This window comes from Leifsonia poae, assembly GCF_050632865.1.
In the GTDB taxonomy this organism is placed as follows: Bacteria; Actinomycetota; Actinomycetes; order Actinomycetales; family Microbacteriaceae; genus Leifsonia; species Leifsonia poae_B.
The window spans coordinates 1,347,097-1,369,117 of the sequence record NZ_JBODSA010000001.1; the positions used below are offsets into that span (position 1 = coordinate 1,347,097).

General features: G+C 69.5%; 25 protein-coding genes. 12 read left to right on the forward strand and 13 right to left on the reverse strand.

What is annotated here, in order from left to right; translation table 11 throughout:
• The first annotated feature begins 56 nt into the window (after window positions 1–56).
• Window positions 57–902 (forward strand): Sir2 family NAD-dependent protein deacetylase, encoded by an 846-nt coding sequence (locus ACRAWB_RS06790; protein ID WP_431352724.1) that lies wholly within the window; start codon window positions 57–59, stop codon window positions 900–902.
• A gap of 38 nt (window positions 903–940) precedes the next feature.
• Window positions 941–1,540, forward strand: coding sequence for a histidine phosphatase family protein (locus ACRAWB_RS06795; RefSeq protein WP_431352617.1), 600 nt, complete (start codon window positions 941–943; stop codon window positions 1,538–1,540).
• 6 nt (window positions 1,541–1,546) lie between these two features.
• On the opposite strand, the gene ACRAWB_RS06800 is transcribed toward ACRAWB_RS06795, so the two are convergent.
• Complete coding sequence (locus ACRAWB_RS06800) at window positions 1,547–2,626, reverse strand: glycosyltransferase family 4 protein (RefSeq protein ID WP_431352618.1); 1,080 nt, start codon at window positions 2,624–2,626, stop codon at window positions 1,547–1,549.
• Window positions 2,623–3,534, reverse strand: coding sequence for an alpha/beta fold hydrolase (locus tag ACRAWB_RS06805; protein WP_431352619.1), 912 nt, complete (start codon window positions 3,532–3,534; stop codon window positions 2,623–2,625). The genes ACRAWB_RS06800 and ACRAWB_RS06805 overlap by 4 nt, the downstream gene beginning before the upstream one ends.
• Before the next feature lie 101 nt (window positions 3,535–3,635).
• On the opposite strand from ACRAWB_RS06805, the gene treS reads away from it, so the two are divergent.
• From treS to ACRAWB_RS06820, 3 genes are all read left to right on the forward strand, one after another.
• A complete protein-coding gene (treS, locus tag ACRAWB_RS06810; protein WP_431352620.1) occupies window positions 3,636–5,345 on the forward strand; it encodes a maltose alpha-D-glucosyltransferase in 1,710 nt (569 codons plus the stop codon).
• A gap of 117 nt (window positions 5,346–5,462) precedes the next feature.
• Window positions 5,463–6,149, forward strand: a complete 687-nt coding sequence (locus ACRAWB_RS06815; protein ID WP_431352621.1) for an exonuclease domain-containing protein — start codon at window positions 5,463–5,465, stop codon at window positions 6,147–6,149.
• A gap of 60 nt (window positions 6,150–6,209) precedes the next feature.
• The gene (locus tag ACRAWB_RS06820) at window positions 6,210–6,533 is read left to right on the forward strand and encodes a DUF4190 domain-containing protein (protein ID WP_431352622.1); all 324 of its coding nucleotides are present in this window, start codon (window positions 6,210–6,212) and stop codon (window positions 6,531–6,533) included.
• A gap of 229 nt (window positions 6,534–6,762) precedes the next feature.
• On the opposite strand, the gene ACRAWB_RS06825 is transcribed toward ACRAWB_RS06820, so the two are convergent.
• The 3 genes from ACRAWB_RS06825 to glgA all read right to left on the reverse strand — a co-directional run bounded on the left by ACRAWB_RS06825 (window position 6,763) and on the right by glgA (window position 9,163).
• Window positions 6,763–7,014 (reverse strand): type B 50S ribosomal protein L31, encoded by a 252-nt coding sequence (locus ACRAWB_RS06825; protein WP_115696813.1) that lies wholly within the window; start codon window positions 7,012–7,014, stop codon window positions 6,763–6,765.
• A gap of 122 nt (window positions 7,015–7,136) precedes the next feature.
• On the reverse strand, window positions 7,137–7,925 hold the full coding sequence (locus tag ACRAWB_RS06830) for an ABC transporter ATP-binding protein (protein WP_431352623.1): 789 nt from the start codon (window positions 7,923–7,925) through the stop codon (window positions 7,137–7,139).
• 50 nt (window positions 7,926–7,975) lie between these two features.
• On the reverse strand, window positions 7,976–9,163 hold the full coding sequence (gene glgA / locus ACRAWB_RS06835) for a glycogen synthase (protein WP_431352624.1): 1,188 nt from the start codon (window positions 9,161–9,163) through the stop codon (window positions 7,976–7,978).
• A gap of 47 nt (window positions 9,164–9,210) precedes the next feature.
• On the opposite strand from glgA, the gene ACRAWB_RS06840 reads away from it, so the two are divergent.
• Both ACRAWB_RS06840 and serB read left to right on the forward strand, forming a co-directional pair.
• Window positions 9,211–10,455 carry a glucose-1-phosphate adenylyltransferase gene (locus ACRAWB_RS06840; protein WP_431352625.1) on the forward strand — a complete coding sequence of 415 codons (1,245 nt, stop codon included), beginning with the start codon at window positions 9,211–9,213 and terminating at the stop codon, window positions 10,453–10,455.
• A complete protein-coding gene (serB, locus tag ACRAWB_RS06845) occupies window positions 10,452–11,111 on the forward strand; it encodes a phosphoserine phosphatase SerB (protein ID WP_431352626.1) in 660 nt (219 codons plus the stop codon). The genes ACRAWB_RS06840 and serB overlap by 4 nt, the downstream gene beginning before the upstream one ends.
• A gap of 83 nt (window positions 11,112–11,194) precedes the next feature.
• Here serB and ACRAWB_RS06850 read toward each other — a convergent pair whose 3' ends face one another.
• The gene (locus ACRAWB_RS06850; protein WP_431352627.1) at window positions 11,195–11,905 is read right to left on the reverse strand and encodes a beta-ketoacyl-ACP reductase; all 711 of its coding nucleotides are present in this window, start codon (window positions 11,903–11,905) and stop codon (window positions 11,195–11,197) included.
• 157 nt (window positions 11,906–12,062) lie between these two features.
• On the opposite strand from ACRAWB_RS06850, the gene ACRAWB_RS06855 reads away from it, so the two are divergent.
• From ACRAWB_RS06855 to ACRAWB_RS06870, 4 genes are all read left to right on the forward strand, one after another.
• Window positions 12,063–12,314, forward strand: a complete 252-nt coding sequence (locus ACRAWB_RS06855; RefSeq protein ID WP_431352628.1) for a DUF3099 domain-containing protein — start codon at window positions 12,063–12,065, stop codon at window positions 12,312–12,314.
• Window positions 12,315–12,338: 24 nt separating this feature from the next.
• Entirely contained in the window at window positions 12,339–12,548 is a 210-nt protein-coding gene (locus ACRAWB_RS06860) for a hypothetical protein (RefSeq protein ID WP_431352725.1), read from the forward strand.
• On the forward strand, window positions 12,545–13,420 hold the full coding sequence (locus tag ACRAWB_RS06865) for an SURF1 family cytochrome oxidase biogenesis protein (RefSeq protein WP_431352629.1): 876 nt from the start codon (window positions 12,545–12,547) through the stop codon (window positions 13,418–13,420). Before ACRAWB_RS06860 ends, ACRAWB_RS06865 begins: the two co-directional genes overlap by 4 nt.
• Before the next feature lie 160 nt (window positions 13,421–13,580).
• Entirely contained in the window at window positions 13,581–14,456 is an 876-nt protein-coding gene (locus ACRAWB_RS06870; RefSeq protein WP_431352630.1) for a patatin-like phospholipase family protein, read from the forward strand.
• A gap of 71 nt (window positions 14,457–14,527) precedes the next feature.
• Here ACRAWB_RS06870 and ACRAWB_RS06875 read toward each other — a convergent pair whose 3' ends face one another.
• The 6 genes from ACRAWB_RS06875 to sufB all read right to left on the reverse strand — a co-directional run bounded on the left by ACRAWB_RS06875 (window position 14,528) and on the right by sufB (window position 20,313).
• Window positions 14,528–16,126 (reverse strand): ABC-F family ATP-binding cassette domain-containing protein, encoded by a 1,599-nt coding sequence (locus ACRAWB_RS06875; RefSeq protein WP_431352631.1) that lies wholly within the window; start codon window positions 16,124–16,126, stop codon window positions 14,528–14,530.
• 75 nt (window positions 16,127–16,201) lie between these two features.
• Window positions 16,202–16,531 (reverse strand): metal-sulfur cluster assembly factor, encoded by a 330-nt coding sequence (locus ACRAWB_RS06880; RefSeq protein ID WP_064109127.1) that lies wholly within the window; start codon window positions 16,529–16,531, stop codon window positions 16,202–16,204.
• A 23-nt stretch (window positions 16,532–16,554) separates the two neighbouring features.
• Entirely contained in the window at window positions 16,555–17,349 is a 795-nt protein-coding gene (gene sufC, locus ACRAWB_RS06885; protein ID WP_431352632.1) for a Fe-S cluster assembly ATPase SufC, read from the reverse strand.
• A gap of 2 nt (window positions 17,350–17,351) precedes the next feature.
• Window positions 17,352–17,681, reverse strand: coding sequence for a non-heme iron oxygenase ferredoxin subunit (locus ACRAWB_RS06890; protein WP_431352633.1), 330 nt, complete (start codon window positions 17,679–17,681; stop codon window positions 17,352–17,354).
• Window positions 17,681–18,898, reverse strand: coding sequence for a Fe-S cluster assembly protein SufD (gene sufD, locus ACRAWB_RS06895; protein ID WP_431352634.1), 1,218 nt, complete (start codon window positions 18,896–18,898; stop codon window positions 17,681–17,683). Before sufD ends, ACRAWB_RS06890 begins: the two co-directional genes overlap by 1 nt.
• Window positions 18,895–20,313 carry a Fe-S cluster assembly protein SufB gene (gene sufB / locus ACRAWB_RS06900; protein ID WP_431352635.1) on the reverse strand — a complete coding sequence of 473 codons (1,419 nt, stop codon included), beginning with the start codon at window positions 20,311–20,313 and terminating at the stop codon, window positions 18,895–18,897. Before sufB ends, sufD begins: the two co-directional genes overlap by 4 nt.
• A 276-nt stretch (window positions 20,314–20,589) precedes the next feature.
• On the opposite strand from sufB, the gene ACRAWB_RS06905 reads away from it, so the two are divergent.
• A complete protein-coding gene (locus ACRAWB_RS06905) occupies window positions 20,590–21,531 on the forward strand; it encodes a COX15/CtaA family protein (RefSeq protein ID WP_431352636.1) in 942 nt (313 codons plus the stop codon).
• Here the strand turns inward: ACRAWB_RS06905 and ACRAWB_RS06910 are convergent.
• Window positions 21,505–21,984: a GNAT family N-acetyltransferase gene (locus ACRAWB_RS06910; protein ID WP_431352637.1), complete on the reverse strand. Its 480-nt coding sequence runs from the start codon at window positions 21,982–21,984 to the stop codon at window positions 21,505–21,507. The two genes, ACRAWB_RS06905 and ACRAWB_RS06910, sit on opposite strands and share 27 nt — an antisense overlap.
• Window positions 21,985–22,021: the final 37 nt, after the last annotated feature.

A 22,021-nucleotide genomic window follows, 5' to 3' on the forward strand; every position in this document is an offset into this window, starting at 1 on the left:
ACGAAACAAATCCGAAAACTGGGGTGTTTAGAGTGGAGGAGGATCTGGAGGTGCCTGTGACCACGCTGACGACCGAGCTCCCGCCGGAGCTCGCCCGCGGCATCGACCAGACCGTCGAGCTCCTGAGCGGCCGCCGCTTCGCGGTGCTGACCGGTGCGGGCGTGTCGACCGACTCGGGCATCCCGGACTACCGCGGCGAGGGCGCGCCGAAGCGCACGCCGATGACGTTCCAGCAGTTCCTGGCCGACGACCGGTTCCGCAAGCGCTACTGGGCCGGCAGCCACCTGGGCTACCGCCGCTTCGCGGCCGCGCATCCCAACGCCGGCCACCGCGCCCTCGCGCAGTTGGAGGCGTCCGGCGCCGCCAACGGGGTCATCACCCAGAATGTGGACGGCCTGCACAAGCAGGCGGGCTCCCGCCGCGTCGTCGACCTGCACGGCGCGATGGACCGGGTGCTCTGCCTGGTCTGCGGCCAGATCTTCGCCCGCGAGGCGATCACGGCGCGCATCGACGCCGCCAACCCGTGGCTCGACACCGACGGCGCCGTCGAGATCGCGCCGGACGGCGACGCGATCGTCACCGACATCGACGCCTTCGTGGTGCCCGACTGCACGGTCTGCGGTGGTCACCTCAAGCCCGACGTGGTGTTCTTCGGCGAGTTCGTCCCGGCCGAGAAGTACCGCGAGGCGAGTGCGCTGGTCCGGTCGGCGGACGCGCTTGTCATCGCTGGTTCGTCGCTCGTCGTCAACTCCGGCATCCGGCTGCTCGAGGAGGCCCGGCGCCGCCGCCTCCCGATCGTCATCGTCAACCGGGGCCAGACCAAGGGCGACGGCCGCGCGACCATTAAGCTGGACGGCGGGACGACGGAAACGCTCGTCGAGCTCGCCAAGCGCCTCGGCTGAACGACCCAGCACCCGCGTCCCGCGGCGAAAGGACGCGCGTGACCTTCATCTCCCTCGTTCGGCACGGTCAGACCGACTGGAACCTCGCGAAGCGCATCCAGGGCTCCAGCGACATCCCGCTCAACGACACGGGCCGGGCCCAGGCGGAGACGACCGGACGCGCGCTCTCCGGAGGCCGCTTCGATGCGATCTACGCGAGCCCGCTCTCCCGGGCGCTCGAGACCGCCCGGATCATCGCGGGGCACGTCGGCCTCGGCGACCCGGAGCGTCTGCCCGCCGTCGCCGAGCGCAATTACGGCGAGGCGGAGGGGCTGACCGGCGAACAGATCCTCGACCGCTGGCCCGACGGGATGACCGTCCCCGGGCGCGAGACCCGCGACGAGGTCGTCGCGCGGGCGCTGCCTGCGTTGCGGGAATTGGGCGAGCAGCATCCCGGCGAGAACGTCATCGTCGTCAGCCACGGCGGCGTCATCTCGTCGCTGGTGCGTCACGTGACCGACCATGCGCTGCCCGGGCCGGGCGAGCTCATCCCGAACGGATCGGTGCACCGGTTCATCTACGACGACGGCGAGCTGACCCTCGACCGCTTCAACCTCGGACCGGAGGATCGCGACCTGTTCACCGCGTCGGTGATGTAGCGGGCCTCAGCGAGATCGCGCCGCCGTCGTCTCCAGCACCGTGAGCAGGTGCCGGGCCGATCCGTCCCAGGTGTACCGCTGCGCCTGCGCCCGACCCGCCGCAGAGCGCGCGGCCCACACGCCGTCCTCCTCGAGATGCCGCACGCGCGCGGCGACCTCCTCGGCGTCGTCCGCGGAGAAGAACAGTGCCGCCTCCCCGCCGATCTCGCGGAAGATCGGGATGTCGCTGACGATCACCGGCGTCCCGAGCTCCATCGCCTCCACCAGGGGGATGCCGAAGCCCTCGTCGTGCGACGCCGTGACGAGTGCCGTCGCGGCGGCCAGGGTCTCGGCGTACTCCTCGTCGCTCGCGCCGTCGTGGAAGACGATGCGCGCGTCCGGGGCGAGCTCGGTGAGGCGCCGGCGCTCGTCGTCGGAGACGCGGCTCATCAGGTGGAGCGTGTAGTCCGGCAGGAGCGCGGCCGCCCGCACCAGCGTGTCCACGTTCTTGTACGGCATGAACGAGCCCATGTAGACGAGGGTCTTCGACTCGGGCGCCGTGCGCTCGGCACGCCCCGGGGCGAGCGCGGGCATGTCCGCCGCGTTGGGCACGACGTAGACCGGCTTTTTCGTCAGGTGGTTCTCAGCGATGAGGCCCTTGGTCGTCTCCGACACGGTGACGACCGCGTCGGAGCGGTTCAGCAGCATCCGCTGCGGCCACCACGCCAGGTGATAGAGCCGCCATAGTCCGCGGACGAACGCCGGCAGATCGCGCGGCGGCGTCGGGTGCCGGTAGTAGATGAGGTCGTGGACGGTCAGCACCAGACGGTAGTTCCGGCCGAAGCCTCCCATCGTCTGCATCGGCGTGAAGACGATGTCGGGGTCGAGCTTGTTCACCGTGCGCGCGACCCACGGCTCCCCCGCCGAGGTCGGCGACGGGATGAGCTCCCACGGCAGGTCGGGAAGCAGCTCGAGCTGGCGGTGGTCGCTGATCAGCATGGTGACCGGGTGCAGCTTCGCCAGCGCCGTCACGATGCCTGCGGTGTAGCGGCTGATGCCGTCGTGACGCCCGATGCGGGTGTAGCGGCAGTCGAAGAGGATCTTCACGCGGAATCCCCCAGGAAGCGCTCGATCGCCTCCGCGGCCGTCACCGGCGTCTCGTAGTGGATGAGGTGCCCGACATCAGGGATGGCGACGAGCTCCGCGTCCGGGAACAGTGTCCGCAGCCGGAACTCGGCCTCGATCGGCGTGATGTCGTCCTTCTCGGCGGCGACGAGCAGCGTCCGCTCGGGGATGCGCGCGGCGTACTCGCTGACGTCGTGCGAGACGGACGCGCGGAACGCCTCCAGCACCACCCGGCGGTCGCTGAAGGCGGAGAAGTAGCGGTCGTGCTGGTCGTGGATCCAGCGGCGGAGGGATGCGTCCCGCGTCTTGGCCATCGCCATGCTCATGACGCGCACGATCACGCGGTTGCGCAGCAGCCCGAAGCCGAGACGGTCCGGGAGCACGGCGGCGAGCCAGTAGTAGAAGATCGCGAGGCGCGTGAGGACGCCGCGTGGGCCCTCCAGCGCGGGCTGGCCGATCGGGTTCACGAGCACGACGGCGTCCGGCCGGGCGAGACCGGACGACGCGGTCGCCAGCGCGCCCGCCACGACGATGGACCCGAACGAGTGCCCGAGAAGCACCGTACGGCCTCCGGCCGGCAGCTCCAGCGCGGCCACGAACTCCCGCAGCCAGCGGCCGTACCCGTCGATGTCGTGGGCCGCCTCGGTCATCGGCGTCGACTCCCCGAACCCCGGGAGGTCGGGCGACACCATGCGCACCCCGCGCAGCTGTGCGACGACCGGCTCCAGGCCGTGGTGGTCGCCGCGGAAGCCGTGCACGAGCACCAGGGTCGTGTCCGCATCCGGGTCTCCGTAGTCCCAGAAGCGGGTGGTCGAGCCGAGGATGCCGAGGGCCCCCTCGCGGACGGGGACGCGCTCGAGGTCGGCGGCGTAGGGCGAGGTGATGGACATCGTCCGCCAGTCTAGGCAACCGAGGCGCGCGGGACCCCGAATGAACCTTAGACTTCACTGGTTGTAATCGTTTGCATCGGCCTCGCGCCGGAAGGAGAACCGTGAGCTTCACTGCGCCCATCACGCTGCCCGGGCTCGCCCTCGATCCCCAGTGGTACCGCCGATCGGTCTTCTACGAGGTCATGGTGCGGTCGTTCGTCGACAGCAACGGCGACGGGTCGGGCGACATCTCGGGGCTCACCTCCAAGCTCGACTACCTGCAGTGGCTCGGCATCGACGCGCTCTGGCTGCCGCCGTTCTTCCAGTCGCCGCTGCGCGACGGCGGATACGACGTGTCCGACTTCAAGGCGATCCTGCCCGAGTTCGGGACGATCGAGGAGTTCCGCGAGCTCGTCACCAAGGCGCATGAGCGCAACATGCGCATCATCATCGACCTGCCGATCAACCACACCTCCGACCAGCACGAGTGGTTCCAGCAGTCGCGGTCCGACCCCGAGGGCCCGTACGGCGACTTCTACGTGTGGAACGACACCGACGACAAGTGGCCGGACATCCGGATCATCTTCGTCGACACCGAGGACTCGAACTGGGCGTTCGACGAGGCCCGGCGCCAGTACTACTTCCACCGCTTCTTCTCGCACCAGCCCGACCTCAACTTCGAGAACCCGGCCGTCCACGAGGCGATGTACGACATCGTCAAGTTCTGGCTCGACCTCGGCGTGGACGGTTTCCGGCTGGACGCCATCCCGTACCTGTACGAGTCCGACGAGGGCAACGGCGAGGGCGAGCCGAAGACGCACGAGTTCATCATCCGGCTGCGGGAGTGGGTCGACCGCGAGTACCCCGGCCGCATCATGATCGCCGAGGCGAACCAGTGGCCGCGCGAGGTGGCCGCTTTCTTCGGCAGCGAGGAGGAGCCGGAGTGCCACATGGCCTTCGACTTCCCCGTCATGCCGCGCATCTTCTATGCGCTGCGGTCGCAGCAGGCCGGCGAGCTCGTCCGGGTGCTGTCCGAGACCACCGACGTGCCGGAGGGCGCCGCCTGGGGCGTGTTCCTCCGGAACCACGACGAGCTGACGCTCGAGATGGTGAGCGAGGAGTACCGGCAGGCGATGTACGGCTGGTACGCTTACGACCCGCGCATGCGCGCCAACATCGGCATCCGCCGCCGCCTCGCGCCGCTGCTCGACAACTCCCGCGCCGAGCTGGAGCTCGCCCACGCGCTGCTGTTCTCGCTCCCGGGCAGCCCGTTCCTGTACTACGGCGACGAGATCGGGATGGGCGACAACATCTGGCTGCCCGACCGCGACAGCTCCCGCACCCCGATGCAGTGGACGCCGGACCGCAACGCCGGCTTCTCCAGCGCCGACCCGGGCAAGCTGTACCTGCCGGTCGTCCAGTCGCTGGTGTTCCACTACAACCAGGTGAACGTGGAGGCGCAGCTCGCGCAGTCCCGGTCGCTGCTGCACTGGATCCGGAACGTCATCCACGTGCGCAAGGCGCACCCCGTGTTCGGGCTGGGCGACATCCGCGTGCTGCCGACCGATCACGAGTCGGTGCTGGCGTTCATCCGGTCGTACGCGGGCAGCGGGACGCACTTCGGCGACCAGCCGGAAGACGTGCTGTGCGTGTTCTCGTTCGCGCACAATCCCGTGTCGGTCACGCTGGAGGCGCCGGAGTTCGCCGGGCGGACGCTGTACGACCTGTTCGGCGGGGCCGAGTTCCCGACCGTCGCCGAGGACGGCCGCTTCACGCTGACCCTCGGCACGCAGAACTTCTACTGGCTGCACATCGAGCCCCGCCGCGACTGAGCCTCCCCTCGCGTGAAGTGCAGGTAGTTGCGCCCTCCACCGGCGTGTCGACCGCAACTACCTGCACTTCGGCGTGTGATCCGCAGGAGTGACAGTGGGGGTGCATAACGTTGCGGTATGAGCACGTGGCACCACCGTCTGGGGGTCTTCGACCTGGAGACCACGGGGATCGACGTGGAGTCGGCTCGCATCGTCACCGCCCACGTCGGCCTGCTCGACGAGACCGGTGAGGTGCTGCACCGCCGCGACTGGATCCTGAACCCCGGCGTCGAGATCCCCTCCGAGGCGACCGCCGTGCACGGCATCACGACCGAGCGCGCGCGGGAGCTGGGGATGGATCCGGCCCGCGGAGTGGCCGCGATCGTCGCCCAGCTGCGCAGCCTTTTCGACCGCGACATCCCCGTGGTGGCCTACAACGCACCGTACGACTTCACCCTGCTCGACCGCGAGGCGCGCCGCTACGGCGTGGCGCCCCTGGTCTCCCCCGGTCCGATCATCGACCCGCTGGTGATCGACAAGGCGGTGGACAAGTTCCGCCGCGGCAAGCGCACCCTCACGGTGACCGCGACCCACTACGGCGTCGACCTGCTCGCCGCCCACGACGCGGGAGCCGACGCGATCGCCGCCGGCCGCGTCGCTCAGGCGCTCGCGCGCATCCACGCCGACGCCCTCGCCCTGGAGGCGGCGGAGCTGCACCTGCGCCAGGTGGACTGGTGCCGGGAGCAGGCGGCGGACTTCCAGGAGTACATGCAGCGCGAGCGCGACCCCGCGTTCACGACCTCCGGTGCCTGGCCGCTGCGCTGACCGCTTCCCCCGCATGCGGGGGCTGGTAGCCGCCCCCGCTGGGCCACTACTCTGTGGGCCATGAGCGACTCCAACCTGAACCCGCAGCCTCTCCCTCCGCAGCAGCAGCCCCAGTACCAGCAGTCCTACGGCGCCCCTGCGCAGCGGGGCTGGAACGTGCTGGCGATCGTCGCCTTCATCGCGACCTTCTTCATCAGCATCCTAGGCATCATCCTGGGCTTCATCGCCCTGTCGCAGATCAAGCGCACCGGCGAGCAGGGCCGCGGCCTCGCTCTCGCCGCCATCATCATCGGCTTCATCGCGCTGGCCCTCGGCATCATCTTCACGATCATCATCGTCGCCGCGATCGCCGCCAACCCGAACGTCTACTACCAGGGCTCCTGACTCCCGCCCCGCGACGCCGAAGGCCCCGTCCGCAGGACGGGGGCCTTCGTGCGTGTGGGCGCCTCTGCTCCTCCCGAGATTCGTCACGAATGCACCGCCTTCGCCTCGAATGAGGTGCATTCGTGACGAATCGAGTTGGATGCTCAGCATCCAGCCCGGGTCCCACACACGACGAAGGCCCCCGTCCACAGGACGGGGGCCTTCGTGCGTGCGGCGGAGCCGCCGCGGCTTACTTGCCGAAGTTCTTGTAGCGCGAGTTGAACTTCTCGACGCGGCCGGCCGAGTCGAGGATGCGCTGCTTGCCCGTGTAGAACGGGTGCGACTCGGAGGAGATCTCGACGTCGATCACCGGGTAGGTGTTGCCGTCCTCCCACTCGATGGTCTTGTCGCTCGAGACGGTGGAGCGGGTGAGGAACGTCGCACCCGAGGCCAGGTCGCGGAAAACCACCGGGGCGTAGTCGGGGTGGATGCCAGTCTTCATCAGGACTTCCTTGTTGCGTGTCGTATTCGGTCGTGTCCGCGCCGGACGGCGTGAGGACGGGAAGCTTGTCGGCCCAGACCGGGCCAGCTACCTACTTTAGCAGATCGGCGCTGCGAAATCGGTCAGGACGTGGCGCGCGCGGCGTAGCGGCCGTCGGTCTCGCTCAGCTCGACCGCGACGCCGAAGGTGTCGCTCAGGTTCTCGCTGGTCAGCACCTCGTCGATCGGGCCTGCGGCCGCGATCCGGCCATCCGCCAGGAGCAGTGCGCGGTTGAAGCCCTGCGGGATCTCCTCGACGTGATGGGTCACCATGACGATGGCGGGCGACTTGGGGTCGCTGGCGTAGCCGCCGAGCAGCTTCACGAGCTCTTCGCGGCCGCCGAGGTCGAGGCTCGCGGCGGGCTCGTCGAGCAACAGGATCTCGGGGTCCGTCATCACCGACCGCGCGATCTGCACGCGCTTCTGCTCGCCGTCCGACAGGCTGCCGAACGTCCGCTCTGCCAGGTGGTCGAGGTGCCACTCGCCGAGCACCCGGAGCGCCCGGCGCTCGTCGATCTCCTCGTACAGCTCGTTCCAGCGGCCGGTGACGGCGTACGCGGCGGTCATCACCACATCCAGGACGCGCTCGTTGCGCGGGATGCGCCGGGCCAGCGCGCTGGACGCGAAGCCGAGCAGCGGCCGCAGCTCCGACAGGTCCGTGTGGCCGACCGACTCGCCGAGCACGACGGCCTCGCCCGAGCTCGGGTGCAGCGCCGCCGCGGCGATCTGGAGCAGCGTGGTCTTGCCCGCGCCGTTCCGGCCCAGGATGACCCACCGCTCGTCCGGCTCGACCGCCCAGTCGATTCCCTGGAGGACGGGGTTGCCGTCCCGTACAACGGACACGTCGGTAAGTCGGAGAACGCTGTCGGCCATGCCCTCCAGCCTACCTGCGCCGGGCGCCCCTCCGTGACGAAGCGGCCGTGTCAGCGTGCCAGCAGCGACCGGTAGACGTCCCGGGTCTGCTCGGCGATCGTGGTCCAGCTGAACGACGTCTCGGCGCGCTCGCGTCCGGCCTCGCCCATCTCCGCCGCGCGCGCCGGATCGCTGACGACCTCGATCAGCGCCGCAGCCAGATCGTCCACGAAACGCTCCGGATCCGTGGGCGTCCCCGTGCCGTCCTGCAGCTGCTGGATGGGCACGAGCCGGCCGGTCACACCGTCCACGATCACCTCGGGGATGCCGCCGGTCGCAGTGCCGACGACCGGCAGCCCGCAGGCCATCGCCTCCAGGTTCACGATGCCCAGCGGCTCGTAGATCGAGGGGCAGACGAACACGGTGGACGCGGTGAGCGCGATCCGCAGCTCGTCGTTCGGAAGCAGCCGGTCGATCCACACGACGCCGTCGCGCTCGGCCTGCAGCTGCTCGACCAGGCCGGTCACCTCGGCCAGGATCTCCGGGGTGTCCGGCGCGCCGGCGCACAGGATGATCTGCACCTCCGGCGGCAGCTTCCGCACTGCGCGCAGCAGGTACGGCAGGCCCTTCTGGCGCGTGATGCGGCCGACGAAGATGACGGCCGGACGGTCGGGGTCGATGCCGAGCGCCCGCGCGCGGTCGTCGTCGCGCAGCGGCTGCCAGCGCTCCAGATCGATGCCGTTATAGATCGTGACGACCTTGGTCGGGTCGAGCGCGGGGTAGGCGGCGAGGATGTCCCGCCGCATCCCGTCGCTCACCGCGATGACGGTGTCGGCGGCCTCGAACGCGGTCTTCTCGATCCAGCTGGACACGCGGTAGCCGCCGCCCAGCTGCTCGGCCTTCCACGGGCGCAGCGGCTCGAGGCTGTGCGCCGTGACGACGTGCGGGACGCCATGCAGCAGCTTGGCCAGGTGACCGGCGCCGTTCGCATACCAGGTGTGCGAATGGACGACGTCCGCTCCCCCGCAGTCCTGCGCCATCTGCAGGTCGACGCCGAGCGTCGCGATGGCGCCATTGGCATCCGCCAGCTCGGCCGGAACGCGGTAGGACGCGGTGTCCGGCTCGTCCCGAGGCTCGCCGAAGGCGCGCACCACCACCTCGGTATCGGTCCGCAGGGCACGCACCAGCTCGGTGACGTGCACCCCGGCTCCCCCGTAGATGTCCGGCGGGTACTCCCGGGTCAGAAGATCGACGCGCATGACCGAAACGCTAGTACAGCCCCCACTTCGCCTCTACTGTTATGGGCATGGCACCAGGCAAGAAGATCTTCGGCATCGTCCTCGCGGGCGGAGAGGGAAAGCGGCTGATGCCGTTGACGGCGGACCGCGCGAAGCCCGCCGTCCCGTTCGGCGGGCAGTACCGTCTCATCGACTTCGCGCTGTCGAACCTCATCAACTCCCAGCTGCGCCAGATCGTGGTGCTCACGCAGTACAAGTCGCACAGCCTCGACCGCCACGTGTCGCAGACCTGGCGCCTCGACGGCATCACCAGCTCGTACATCGCCTCGGTGCCCGCGCAGCAGCGCCTCGGAAAGCGCTGGTTCAGCGGTTCGGCGGACGCGATCCTCCAGAGCCTCAACCTGCTGCGCGACGAGAAGCCCGACATCGTGGTCGTCGTCGGCGCCGACCACGTGTACCGGATGGACTTCGGTCAGATGATCCAGGCGCACATCGACTCGGGCGCTCCGGCGAGCGTCGCCGCCATCCGCCAGCCCATCGGGCTCGCCGACCAGTTCGGCGTCATCGAGGTGGAGCCCCAGCGCCCCTCGCACATCGGCGCGTTCCGCGAGAAGCCGCGCGACCCGATCGGCCTGCCCGACTCGCCCAACGAGGTGCTGGCCTCCATGGGCAATTACGTCTTCGACGCCGACGCCCTGATCGACGCCGTGATCCGCGACGGCGACCGGCCGGACTCCAACCACGACATGGGCGGCGACATCATCCCCGACTTCGTGTCGCGCAACGAGGCCGCCGTGTACGACTTCAACAACAACGACGTGCCGGGATCGACCGACCGCGACCGCTACTACTGGCGGGATGTGGGGACGATCGACTCGTTCTTCGAGGCCCACCAGGACCTCATCTCGGCGCTGCCTGTCTTCAACCTCTACAACAACAGCTGGCCGATCTTCAGCCAGGTGCTCAACTCGCCGCCCGCGAAGATCGTGCGGGATGGACGCGGCGCCCTCGGCACGACGATCGACTCGATCGTCTCGCTCGGCTCCGTCATCTCCGGCGCGCACCTCGAGCGCAGCGTCCTCGGGCCGTGGGCGAAGGTCGACTCGGGCGCGAAGGTGATCGACTCGGTCGTCTTCGAGCGCGCGGTGATCGAGCCGAACGCCTTCGTCGGCCGCGCCATCCTCGACAAGGACGTGGTGGTCGCCGAGGGCGCGCAGATCGGCGTCGACCCGGAGCGCGACCGCGCCCGCGGCTTCACCGTCACCGAGTCGGGCATCACGGTGGTCGGCAAGGGCGTGCACGTCGTCCCATGACTGACAGGCACAACCGAACAGCGTCCGTCCTCGTCGTGCTCGACGCCGACTCCACCCTGCTCCAGGACGAGGTGATCGAACTGCTCGCCGAGGAGGCGGGCTCGCGCACCGAGGTCGCGGAGATCACCGAGCGGGCGATGCGCGGCGAGCTCGACTTCGAGCGCAGCCTGCGGGAGCGCGTGCGCACCCTGCGCGGGTTGCCCGCATCCGTGTTCCAGCACGTCGGTGAGCGCATCCGGGTGACGGAGGGCGTGCCCGAGCTCATCGCGGGCGTCCAGGCCGCCGGCGGCGTGGTCGGGGTGGTGTCGGGCGGCTTCCACGAGCTGCTGGACCCGATCGGCGAGCGGCTAGGCCTCGATCACTGGCGCGCGAACCGCCTCGTGGTCCAGGAGGGTCGGCTCACCGGCGAGGTCGATGGTCCGGTGATCGACGCCGCAGCCAAGGCGCAGGCCCTGCTGTTCTGGGCCGCCGCGGCGGGCGTTCACCTCACCGAAACGGTCGCCATCGGCGACGGCGCGAACGACCTGCGGATGATGGCGGAGGCCGGCCTCGCGGTCGCCTTCAACGCCAAGCCGAAGGTGCGCGCCGAGGCCGACCTCGTGATCGATCGCCCCGACCTCTCCCAGGTGCTCCCGCTCCTGGGCCTCCGCGGCTGAACCCGGCGGACATCCATCGCTTCCTCGCTTAATCCGTTCGGGTGCGGCGTGCCGAAGGAATAAGCGAGGAAGCGATGACGAATCTAGTGACCCATCCCGAGGCCGCCGTCGACGGGGATGACCGCGCCGGAGATGTAGCCGGCGTCGTCCGAGGAGAGCCAGGCGACGACCTTGGCGACCTCGCTCGGCTGCGCGAAGCGACCGGCGGGGATGCTCTTCTTGTACTCGGCCTGCTGCGCCTCGGGCAGTTCCGCCGTCATGTCCGTCTCGATGAAGCCGGGCGCGACGACGTTCGCGGTGATGCCGCGCGCGCCGAGCTCGCGCGTGATCGACCGTGCCATGCCGACGAGGCCCGCCTTCGACGAGGCGTAGTTGACCTGTCCGGCGCCGCCGAAGAGCCCCACGACGCTCGAGATGAGGACGATGCGGCCGAAGCGCGCCTTGAGCATCCCCTTGTTCGCGCGCTTGACGACGCGGAAGGCGCCGCCGAGGTTGGTCTCGATGACCGAGTCGAACTCCTCGTCGGTCATGCGCATGAGCAGCGTGTCCTTGGTGATACCCGCGTTCGCGACCACGACCTCCACCGGGCCCAGCTTCTCCTCCACCTCGGTGAAGGCGGCGTCGACGCTCGCCGTGTCGGTGACATCGGCGCGCACGGTGAGCGCGCCGGCGGGACCCTCCCCGGAGCGCGCGGTGACCGCGACCCGGTGGCCCTGGGCGACGAACTCCTCGGCGATCGCGTAGCCGATCCCCCGGTTGCCTCCGGTGACGAGGACGGTGCGTGGCGTGGTCATGCGCTTCCCTTCAGGAATGGTGCTTGCTGCGTATTCGACCCGAGCAGGGTCCGACCCAAGTTTATGGACGTACGCTTGAGTCAACGCTCATGAAGAAGCCCTCAGCACCTGCGATCACGAGTCTCCCCTCTCTCCCGACGAGGAGCGCAAGCACCGGATGATCCGCTATTCGGTCGCCATGGGCATCCGCGTGATCTGTCTGCTGGTGGCCGTGATCGTGCCGGGATGGTGGGCCGCCGTGCCGATCATCGCGGCCGTCTTCCTGCCCTATTTCGCTGTCGTCGTCGCGAACGTGTCGGTGGAGCGCGGCCAGGCGGACGTCCAGCGTCCAGGCGGTATCGTTCCTGTGTACCCTCCGCAGACTCCCCGCGCCGATCAGAGCGCCGAGAACCCGCGCGAGGATCCGTAAAACAGGAGGCGCGCAGTGATCGGGATGGACGCGCCGGCGCCACTCACCTGCTCGCGCGCCGGCTGCCGTGAGACCGCGTCCTGGCGGATCGAGTGGCGCAACCCGCGCATCCACAGCGAGGACCGCGTGAAGATCTGGCTGGCGTGCGACGAGCACGTCGACTTCCTGCGCGAGTTCCTGGCCGCGCGGGAGTTCCCGCTGCGCGTCGTGCCGGCCGTCGGGGCAGAGGCATGAGCCGCCCCGACGCCGAGGGAAAGCCGTCGGGCTGGGGGTTCGCGTTCTCTCGCCGGTGGCTCGGATACCTCGCGTTCGCGATCGTCTTCGCCATCGCCTGCGGCTTCCTGTCCAATTGGCAGCTCGCCCGCTCCAAGGAGGCTGCCGCTGCGAACGCCCTGGTCACGGCGAACTTCGACTCGAAGCCGGTGCCGCTGACCGACGAGCTGCCGACGCTCGGCTCGTACTCGCCGAAGCAGGAGTGGACGCGCGTGACCGTCACCGGGACGTACGAGCGCGACCAGCAGCTGCTGGTGCGCAACCGTCCCTTCAACGGCAGCCCCGGGTTCGAGGTGCTGACCCCGCTGCGGACCGCGGACGGGGCGCTGTTCATCGTCGACCGCGGCTGGGTCCCCACCGGCAACAAGACCGACTCGCCCGACCACATCCCGGCCGCGCCGTCCGGCACCGTGACCGTGGTCGCCCGGCTGAAGGCGAGCGAGCCGGCCATCGCCGGACGCACGGCGACCGGGGATCAGGTGGGCACCATCCAGCTCTCCGTCGTCAAGCAGAAGCTCGACGGGGCGGACCTCTACACCGGCGCCTACGGCCTGCTCGACAGCGAGGACCCGGCCCCGGCGACCGCCCCGACTCCCACCGTGACCGCCCCGCCGACACAGGACGAGGGGCTGCACTGGTCGTACATGATCCAGTGGATCATCTTCGCGCTGATCGGGTTCTTCGGTCTCGGCTACGCGCTCGTGACGGAGTATCGCAAGCGCAATTCCGACGACCCGGCCGAGCGGGCGCGCGCCGCCGAGCGCGAGCGGCGGCGCCGGGCGAGGCGGACGGATTCGGACGTCGAGGACGAACTGCTCGACGCCACGCGCTGAGCGCCGCGCGCGTGCTAGGGTCGTGCCGATCGTGTTCCGACTCCAGGAGGTGAGACCCATGCACACACAGACAGTGGGCGCTCCCCTCAGCCCACGATCGCGCGGTTAGAACCCTCGCCGCCGGGAGCGCCGTTCCGCATCATCGCGAAAGGCGACTCCCATGAACACTTCTCCTTCTTCTGCGCGCACCGAGCGCGCACTCGTCCTCGGCGGCGGCGGCGCGACCGGCAACGCCTGGCTCATCGGCGTGGTCGCCGGCCTCGCCGACGCGGGCGTGGACGTCACCGCGCCCGATCTCACGGTCGGGACGTCGGCCGGATCGACGACCGCCGTCCAGCTGTCCCTGACCGAGCCGGCGGAGCTGTACGCCGCCGCCCTCACTCCCCCACCGCAGCGCGGGGCGGCACCGGCCGGTCGGCCGATCGGCGGGCTCGACCGCGTCCTGTCACTGATCGCCGCCTCCACCGACATGGACGACTACCGCCGCCGGATGAGCGCGTCGGGCCTCGAGCTCGACGCCGAGGACGACGGCTCGCGCTCCGAGCGCTGGCGGGCGATCGCAGCCTCCCGGCTCCCCGGCGCGGTCTGGCCGGAGCGGCGCATCCTGATCACCGCCGTGGACGCGCGCACCGCCCAGGGCGTGGTCTTCGACCGCGACAGCGGGGTGGACGTGCTGGATGCGGTGGCCGCGAGCACGTCGAACGCGCATCCGCTGCGGATCGGGGACGGCCGCTACCTCGACGGCGGTTACCGCATCAACGCCGAGAACGCGGACCTAGCGACCGGGTACGCGCGCGTGCTGGTCCTGTCCCCGTTCAACGGCCGATCGCTCGCGCCCGCGTCCTGGGGCACGCACCTCGCGGCGCAGGTGGATGCGCTCCGCGCCTCCGGCAGCCGCGTCGAGGTGATCGGCCCGGAGTCGGAGGAGCTGCACGGCGCGAACGCGACCGACCCGACCCTGCGCCCCGCCGCGGCCCGAGCGGGCTACACCCGCGGCCGCGAGTACGCCCCGGTGGTCGCCGCCCTCTGGGCCTGACCCCGCCCCGCGAGCACAGGAAAAACGTCGCCGATCCCTCGGATCGAGAGCGTTTTTCCTGTGCTCGGCGGCTAGGCGAGGGAGATGAGGTCGAGGTAGTCGCGCGACCAGTGGTCCTCGGTGCCGTCGGGCATGATGAGGACGCGCTCGGGGTTCAGCGCCTCGACCGCTCCCTCGTCGTGGCTGACCAGCACGACGGCACCCTCGTAGTGCGCGAGCGCATCCAGGATCTCCTCGCGGCTCGCCGGGTCGAGGTTGTTGGTCGGCTCGTCGAGCAGCAGCACGTTGGCACCCGACACGACGATCATCGCCAGGGCCAGCCGTGTCTTCTCGCCACCGGACAGGACGCCCGCGGGCTTGTGCGCGTCGTCCCCGGTGAACAGGAACGAGCCGAGCACCTTGCGCGCCTCGGTCTCGGTCAGATTCGGCGACGACGACACCATGTTCTGCAGCACGGAGCGGTCGACGTCGATGGTCTCGTGCTCCTGCGCGTAGTAGCCGATCCGGAGGCCGTGGCCCGGCTCGATCTGCCCGGTGTCGGGCGCGTCCACGCCCGCGAGCATCCGGAGCAGCGTGGTCTTGCCCGCACCGTTCAGCCCGAGCACCACGACCTTCGAGCCGCGGTCGATCGCGAGGTCGACCGCGGTGAAGATCTCGAGCGAGCCGTAGCTCTTGGACAGGTCGCTCGCCTGCAGCGGGGTGCGGCCGCACGGTGCCGGGGTCGGGAAGCGGAGCTTCGCCACCCGGTCGACCTGGCGGACGTCCTCGAGGCCGGCGAGCAGCTTCTCGGCGCGCGCGACCATCTGGTGCGCGGCGGCCGCCTTGGTCGCCTTCGCCCCGAACTTCGCCGCCTGCAGCTGCAGCGCGCCCGCCTTCTTCTCGGCGTTGGCGCGCTCCTTCTTGCGGCGCTCCTCGTCGGCGGCGCGCTGACGCTGGTAGTTCTTCCAGCCCATGTTGTAGATGTCGATCACCTGGCGGTTCGCATCCAGGTAGAAGACGCGGTTGACCGTCTCGCCCACGAGGTCGACATCGTGCGAGATCACGATGAAGCCGCCGGTGTAGTTCTTCAGGAACTCGCGGAGCCACAGGATCGAGTCGGCATCCAGGTGGTTGGTCGGCTCGTCGAGGATCATCGTGCGGGCGTCCGAGAACAGGATGCGCGCCAGCTCGATGCGACGACGCTGACCGCCCGAGAGGGTCTTCAGCGGCTGCTCCAGGATGCGGTCCGGCAGGTTCAGGTTGGACGCGATGGATGCGGCTTCGGCCTCCGCGGCGTACCCGCCGAGCAGGTGGAAGCGCTCCTCGAGTCGTCCGTACGTCTTCATGGCGGCCTCGGACACCGCGGAGTCGCTGCTCGCCATGTCGACGGTGGCCTTCTGCATCCCGAGCACGATGGACCCGAGCCCGCGGGCGTCGAGGATGCGCGTGCGCGCGAGGTCGTCGAGGTTCCCGGAGCGCGGGTCCTGCGGCAGGTAGCCGAGGTCGCCCGAGCGGTCGACCTTGCCCGCCGTGGGCAGCAGGTCGCCCGCGAGCACCTTGGTCAGCGTCGTCTTGCCCGCGCCGTTCCGCCCGACGAGGCCGATCTTGTCGCCGTCCGCGACGCGGAAGGAGACGCCCTCCATGAGGAGGCGCGCACCGACGCGCAGTTCGAGGTCGTGCACGGCGAGCACAGTTCAGTCCGTTCGTTCAGGGGTGGTCATGCGAGAGTCCCGGCACTCGCGTACCGGGACCCGTCGTTGGTGTTGTCAGATGGCGAAGCCGAGGGCGCGCATCATGTCGCGGCCGTCATCGGTGATCCGCTCGGGACCCCACGGCGGCATCCACACCCAGTTGATGCGGAACGCCTCGACGATGCCGTCGAGCGCTTCGGCGGTCTGCTCCTCGAGCACGTCGGTGAGCGGGCAGCCGGCACTCGTCAGCGTCATGGAGATGATGAGCGCGTTGTTCTCCTCGTCGAACGCCAGGTCGTAGATCAGGCCGAGGTCGACGACGTTGATCCCGAGTTCGGGATCCATCACGTTCTTCAGCGCCTCCTCGACCTGGTCGAAGAGCGCGGGGCTCAGAGTGGCGGGCATACCTGGATTCTACCTCTCGGTCCTTACGCCTCGGCCAGCTCGCCCGCAGCGGCGGACGCGGACTCGGGGGCGTCGACGTAACGGTCGTAGCCCTCCTCCTCCAGCCGCTCGGCGAGCTCGGGGCCGCCCTGCTCCGCCACCTTGCCGGCGACGAAGACGTGCACGAAGTCCGGCTTGATGTAGCGCAGGATGCGCGTGTAGTGGGTGATCAGCAGGATGCCCAGGCCGGTGTTCGCCTTCGCGCGGTTGACACCCTCCGACACGATCTTCAGCGCGTCGACGTCGAGGCCGGAGTCGGTCTCGTCCAGAACCGCGAACTTCGGCTTCAGCAGCTCGAGCTGAAGGATCTCGTTGCGCTTCTTCTCGCCGCCCGAGAAGCCCTCGTTGACGTTGCGCTCGGCGAACGAGCTGTCCATGCGCAGCGCGTTCATCGACTCGCGGACGTCCTTCACCCAGGTGCGGATGGACGGCGCCTGGCCGTCGATCGCGGTCTTCGCGGTGCGGAGGAAGTTGGTGTTGGTGACACCGGGGATCTCGACCGGGTACTGCATGGCGAGGAACAGGCCGGCGCGGGCGCGCTCGTCGACGGTCATCGCGAGGACGTCCTCGCCGTCGAGCGTGATCGTGCCGCCGGTGACGGTGTACTTGGGGTGACCGGCGATCGTGTAGGCGAGGGTGGACTTGCCCGAGCCGTTGGGGCCCATGATCGCGTGGATCTCACCCTCATTGATGGTGAGGTCGACGCCGTTCAGGATGGGCTTGGTGCCCTGTTCCGTCTCGACGGTGACGTGCAGGTCGCGGATTTCCAGCGTGGACATTGTCAGTTCGTTTCTTTCGTAACGCTCGGGTCGATGAAGACGTCTCCGTCGATGATCTCGACGGCGAAGACGGGGACCGGCTCATAGGCCGGGAGGTTCAGGGGCTTGCCGGTGACGAGCGAGAACTGGGAGCCGTGCGCCCAGCACTCCAGGGTCTCGTCCTCGACGAAACCCTCCGACAGCGAGATCTCGCCGTGGGTGCAGGTGTCGCCGATGGCGTGGACGTCGCCGGCGGAGTCCTTCACGACGGCGATCGGCACGCCGTCGAGCACCACGCGCGTCGCCTGGTTCTCGACGAGCTCGGCGACGGACGCGACGCGCTGGCCCGCCATCAGTGCGCGGCCTCGGTCGAGGCGGCCGTCACCGACGTCGTCTCGAGCTCGGCCTCGATCTTGGCCTGCAGGCGCTCCTGCAGCGCCGGCGAACCGATCTGCTGCACGATCTCGGCGAGGAAGCCGCGAACGACCAGGCGGCGCGCCTCCTCCTCCGGGATGCCGCGGGACTGCAGGTAGAACAGCTGCTCGTCGTCGAAGCGGCCGGTAGCACTCGCGTGGCCGGCGCCGACGATGTCGCCGGTCTCGATCTCGAGGTTCGGCACCGAGTCGGCGCGGGCGCCGTCGGTGAGGACGAGGTTGCGGTTCTGCTCGTAGGTGTCGGTGCCGACGGCCTTCGGGCCGATGAGCACGTCGCCGATCCACACGGTCCGTGCGCCCTCGCCCTGCAGCGCGCCCTTGTAGGTCACGCGGCTTCGGGTCTCGGGGCCGTCGTGGTAGACGTACACCTGCTGCTCGAGGTGCTGCGTCGCGTCGGCGAAGTAGGCGCCCAGGAGCTCGGCATCCGACCGCGCGCCGGCGAGGTGCGCCGACGGGTTGAGCCGCACGACGCCGCCGCCGAGGGTGATCGCGACGTGCTTGAGACGCGCGCCCTCCGCGAGCCGCGCGAAGTGGGCGGCCACGTGAAGTGCGTCGTCGTCCCACTCCTGCAGCGACACGACGGTGAGGTCGGCGTCGCGACCGAGCAGGAACTCGACGTTCTCGGTGAGGTGCGCGGCGCCCGTGTTCTGGAGGATGAGGGTCGCGGTCGCGCCCTCCGCCACCTCGACGACGGTGTGCGCCGCACGCGGAGCCGCACCGAGGCCGGCGCGCGAGAGCGTGACCTCGCGGTGGTCGCCGCTGAGATCGGCGGAGATGCTGACCAGCAGCGCCTGCTCGAACGCCGTCCAGGCGTTGGCGGACGCGCGGTCCTCCGGCCGGCCGGCGCGACCGATGCGCGAGTCCTCGCGGCCGACCCAGAGGGTCGAGACGCCCTTGGCGCTGGTCACGTCGTAGACGTACGGCGAACCGTCCAGGTCGCCGGTGGTCAGCTCCTGGATGCGGGCGACGGGCGTGTACTTCCACATCGGCTCGCGGCCGGTGACCGCCGGGAACTCCGACACCTCAGTCGAGGTGAACCGCTCCGAGCGGGTCTGCACCGGCACCGGGGCGCGCATGTGCGTGGGCGCCGGCGCGGCCTGGGGGGTCTGCGTCTGCGTCTGGCTGTCCTGCGTCATCCGACGGAGCCTTCCATGCCCATCTCGATGAGCTTGTTGAGTTCGAGTGCGTACTCCATCGGGAGCTCACGAGCGATCGGCTCGATGAAGCCGCGGACGATCATGGCCATGGCCTCGTCCTCCGGCATGCCGCGCGACATGAGGTAGAACAGCTGCTCCTCGCTCACGCGCGACACGGTCGCCTCGTGGCCGAGCTGCACGTCGTCGACGCGGATGTCGATCGCCGGGTACGTGTCGGACCGCGAGATCGTGTCGACCAGCAGGGCGTCGCAGCGCACCGTGTTGGCGGAGTGGTGCGCAGCCGCATCTACCCGCACCTCGCCGCGGTAACCGGCACGGCCTCCGCCGCGGGCGATCGACTTCGAGACGATCGACGACTGCGTGTACGGCGCCATGTGGATCATCTTGGCGCCGGCGTCCTGGTGCTGGCCGGGGCCGGCGAACGCGACGGACAGGGTCTCGCCCTTTGCGTGCTCCCCCATCAGGTAGATCGACGGGTACTTCATCGTCACCTTGGAGCCGATGTTGCCGTCGATCCACTCCATGGTCGCGCCCTCGGCCGCGGTGGCCCGCTTGGTGACGAGGTTGTAGACGTTGTTGGACCAGTTCTGGATGGTCGTGTAGCGCACGCGGGCGTTCTTCTTGACGATGATCTCGACGACCGCGGAGTGCAGCGAGTCGGACTTGTAGATCGGCGCCGTGCAGCCCTCGATGTAGTGGACGTAGGAGCCCTCGTCGGCGATGATCAGCGTCCGCTCGAACTGGCCCATGTTCTCGGTGTTGATGCGGAAGTAGGCCTGCAGCGGGATCTCGACCTGCACGCCCTTGGGGACGTAGACGAACGAGCCGCCCGACCAGACGGCGGTGTTGAGCGCCGCGAACTTGTTGTCGCCGGCCGGGATGACCGTGCCGAAGTACTCCTCGAAGAACTCGGGGTGCTCGCGCAGCGCGGTGTCGGTGTCCATGAAGATGACACCCTGCTCTTCGAGGTCTTCACGGATCTGGTGGTAGACCACCTCGGACTCGTACTGGGCGGCGAGGCCGGCGACGAGGCGCTGGCGCTCGGCCTCGGGGATGCCCAGCTTCTCGTAGGTGTTGCGGATGTCCTCCGGCAGGTCCTCCCAGCTCTGGGCCTGCTTCTCCGTGGAGCGGACGAAGTACTTGATGTTATCGAAGTCGATCTCCGACAGGTCGGCACCCCAGGTCGGCATCGGCTTGCGCTCGAAGAGCTGGAGGGCCTTCAGGCGGCGCTGGAGCATCCACTCGGGCTCGTTCTTGAGCCCGGAGATGTCTTTCACCACCTCGGGCGAGAGCCCGCGACGTGCGGAAGCTCCCGCGGCGTCGGAATCAGCCCAGCCGAACTCGTACTGCCCCAAAGAGGCGAGCTCAGGCCGATCGATCAGGATGTCTGACATATCTACCTCGTTTCCTACCATCCGTAACCGGATATCAGTCCGGCTCATTCCCCTCGGCGCGCGGCGCGAGACCGTCGGCGCGGAGAGTCGTGATTGTGCGAATGGCGCAACTGCGTACCTAGACTGTTCGTGGAGGCGGGCCGTGGCGCACCGCCTGACGGCCGCGCACCGAGGCGCGTTCCTCGAACCCATCAATTCTACAGGTGCGACGAGCTAAGAACAGAGGCGCGCCTGCGCATTGACCGAGTATCCGCATCCCCAGACCCGAAAGAGACCATGAACCGCTTCATCGCCTGGCTGCCGGACCGTGTGGATGCGCGCCTGAAGGTGATCGGGTGGATCTACCTCGTCGGGCAGGTTGTCCTGGTCGGGACAGGCGGCCTCGTCCGCCTCACGGCCAGCGGCCTCGGCTGCCCCACCTGGCCGAAGTGCACGGCGGACTCGCTGGTGAACACCCCCGAGATGGGCGTGCACGGGATCATCGAGTTCGGCAACCGCGTGCTCAGCGTCCTGCTCGGCCTCGTGGCGATCATCGCGTTCGTGGCGATCCTGCGGCTGCGCAAGCAGCGCCCGGACCTGTTCTGGCTGACCCTGATCGCCGGGCTCGGCATCCCGGCCCAGGCCGTCGTCGGCGGCCTCAGCGTGCTCAGCGGCCTGAACCCGTACGTCGTCGGCCTGCACTTCGTGGTCTCGATCGTGCTCGTTGGCCTCTGCACCGCCTTCGTCTTCCGGCTGTACGCGGTGCCGGGGCCGCGCGTCCGCGCGGTGCCGGGCTGGTTCGCGGGGGTCGCGCACCTCACGAGCGGAGTCGTCGCACTGACGATCCTGGTCGGCATCCTCACCACCGGCAGCGGCCCGCACGCGGGCGACGCGCACGCGCCCCGCAACGGGCTGAACTCCGAGATCCTGCAGCATGTGCACGCCATCCCGGCGTACGTCACCTTCGCCCTGACCCTCGTGCTGGTGATCGGATCGTTCCGGTACCGGACCACGCGCGTCCACCTCTTCACCCGCCTGCTGCTGGCGGTCGAGCTGGTGCAGATCGCTGTGGGCCTCATCCAGGCGAACACCGGCCTGCCGGGCATCCTCGTCGGCGTGCACATGATGCTCGCCGCCCTGCTGGCGTCCGCGATGACCGCCGTCGTGCTGTCGCTCAAGGCTCCGGCCGCGCAGCTCGGCGCGGCGGCCGACTCAGAGGCCGACGTCGTCGCGGCGTAGCGTCCCGACCAGCGCCTCGCGCTGCTCGCCGTGGAGCTCGACCACGGAGCGGATCCCCTCCACGAACGTGAAGCCGGCCGCCTCGGCGAGCCGCCTGCTGGACTCGTTTCCCGGCACGTACTCCCAGTTCAGCCGGTCGAAGCCGAGGCCGTGCGGGTCGAGCGCATGCCGCGTCACGGCCACGAGCGCTTCGCGCATGTAGCCGCGCCCGCGCGCCCAGGGCCCGGACCAGGCGCCGAGGGAGGCTGATCCCGCCCGTTCGTCGCGGCGCACCTCGAGCGCGCCGAGCATCCGGCCGCCCGTGGCGAGGTGCAGCGCCCACACCGTATAGCGGTGGCTCGCCAGCCCGTGCGGGCAGTACGACCGCACGAAGAACTCCGCGCTGTCCCGTGTGTAGGGCAGCGGGAGCGGCACCCAGGCCCGGGTCTCGGCGTCCTGGCAGGCGTCGAGCACGTCCGGGATGTCGGCCTCCCCGGCTGGTCGAGCACCA

Bases quoted from the DNA above. Each gene is read 5' to 3' on its own strand.
- ACRAWB_RS06870 (WP_431352630.1), top strand. From the start codon at position 13,581: ATGAACACTTCTCCTTCTTCTGCGCGCACCGAGCGCGCACTCGTCCTC.
- ACRAWB_RS06890 (WP_431352633.1), bottom strand. From the start codon at position 17,681: ATGGCGGGCCAGCGCGTCGCGTCCGTCGCCGAGCTCGTCGAGAACCAG.
- glgA (WP_431352624.1), bottom strand. From the start codon at position 9,163: ATGCGCGTCGATCTTCTGACCCGGGAGTACCCGCCGGACATCTACGGG.
- ACRAWB_RS06805 (WP_431352619.1), bottom strand. From the start codon at position 3,534: ATGTCCATCACCTCGCCCTACGCCGCCGACCTCGAGCGCGTCCCCGTC.
- sufB (WP_431352635.1), bottom strand. From the start codon at position 20,313: ATGTCAGACATCCTGATCGATCGGCCTGAGCTCGCCTCTTTGGGGCAG.
- ACRAWB_RS06840 (WP_431352625.1), top strand. From the start codon at position 9,211: ATGGCACCAGGCAAGAAGATCTTCGGCATCGTCCTCGCGGGCGGAGAG.
- ACRAWB_RS06855 (WP_431352628.1), top strand. From the start codon at position 12,063: ATGATCCGCTATTCGGTCGCCATGGGCATCCGCGTGATCTGTCTGCTG.
- ACRAWB_RS06815 (WP_431352621.1), top strand. From the start codon at position 5,463: ATGAGCACGTGGCACCACCGTCTGGGGGTCTTCGACCTGGAGACCACG.
- sufD (WP_431352634.1), bottom strand. From the start codon at position 18,898: ATGACGCAGGACAGCCAGACGCAGACGCAGACCCCCCAGGCCGCGCCG.
- ACRAWB_RS06830 (WP_431352623.1), bottom strand. From the start codon at position 7,925: ATGGCCGACAGCGTTCTCCGACTTACCGACGTGTCCGTTGTACGGGAC.
- ACRAWB_RS06825 (WP_115696813.1), bottom strand. From the start codon at position 7,014: ATGAAGACTGGCATCCACCCCGACTACGCCCCGGTGGTTTTCCGCGAC.
- ACRAWB_RS06880 (WP_064109127.1), bottom strand. From the start codon at position 16,531: ATGCCCGCCACTCTGAGCCCCGCGCTCTTCGACCAGGTCGAGGAGGCG.
- sufC (WP_431352632.1), bottom strand. From the start codon at position 17,349: ATGTCCACGCTGGAAATCCGCGACCTGCACGTCACCGTCGAGACGGAA.
- ACRAWB_RS06850 (WP_431352627.1), bottom strand. From the start codon at position 11,905: ATGACCACGCCACGCACCGTCCTCGTCACCGGAGGCAACCGGGGGATC.
- serB (WP_431352626.1), top strand. From the start codon at position 10,452: ATGACTGACAGGCACAACCGAACAGCGTCCGTCCTCGTCGTGCTCGAC.
- ACRAWB_RS06860 (WP_431352725.1), top strand. From the start codon at position 12,339: ATGGACGCGCCGGCGCCACTCACCTGCTCGCGCGCCGGCTGCCGTGAG.
- ACRAWB_RS06820 (WP_431352622.1), top strand. From the start codon at position 6,210: ATGAGCGACTCCAACCTGAACCCGCAGCCTCTCCCTCCGCAGCAGCAG.
- ACRAWB_RS06905 (WP_431352636.1), top strand. From the start codon at position 20,590: ATGAACCGCTTCATCGCCTGGCTGCCGGACCGTGTGGATGCGCGCCTG.
- ACRAWB_RS06865 (WP_431352629.1), top strand. From the start codon at position 12,545: ATGAGCCGCCCCGACGCCGAGGGAAAGCCGTCGGGCTGGGGGTTCGCG.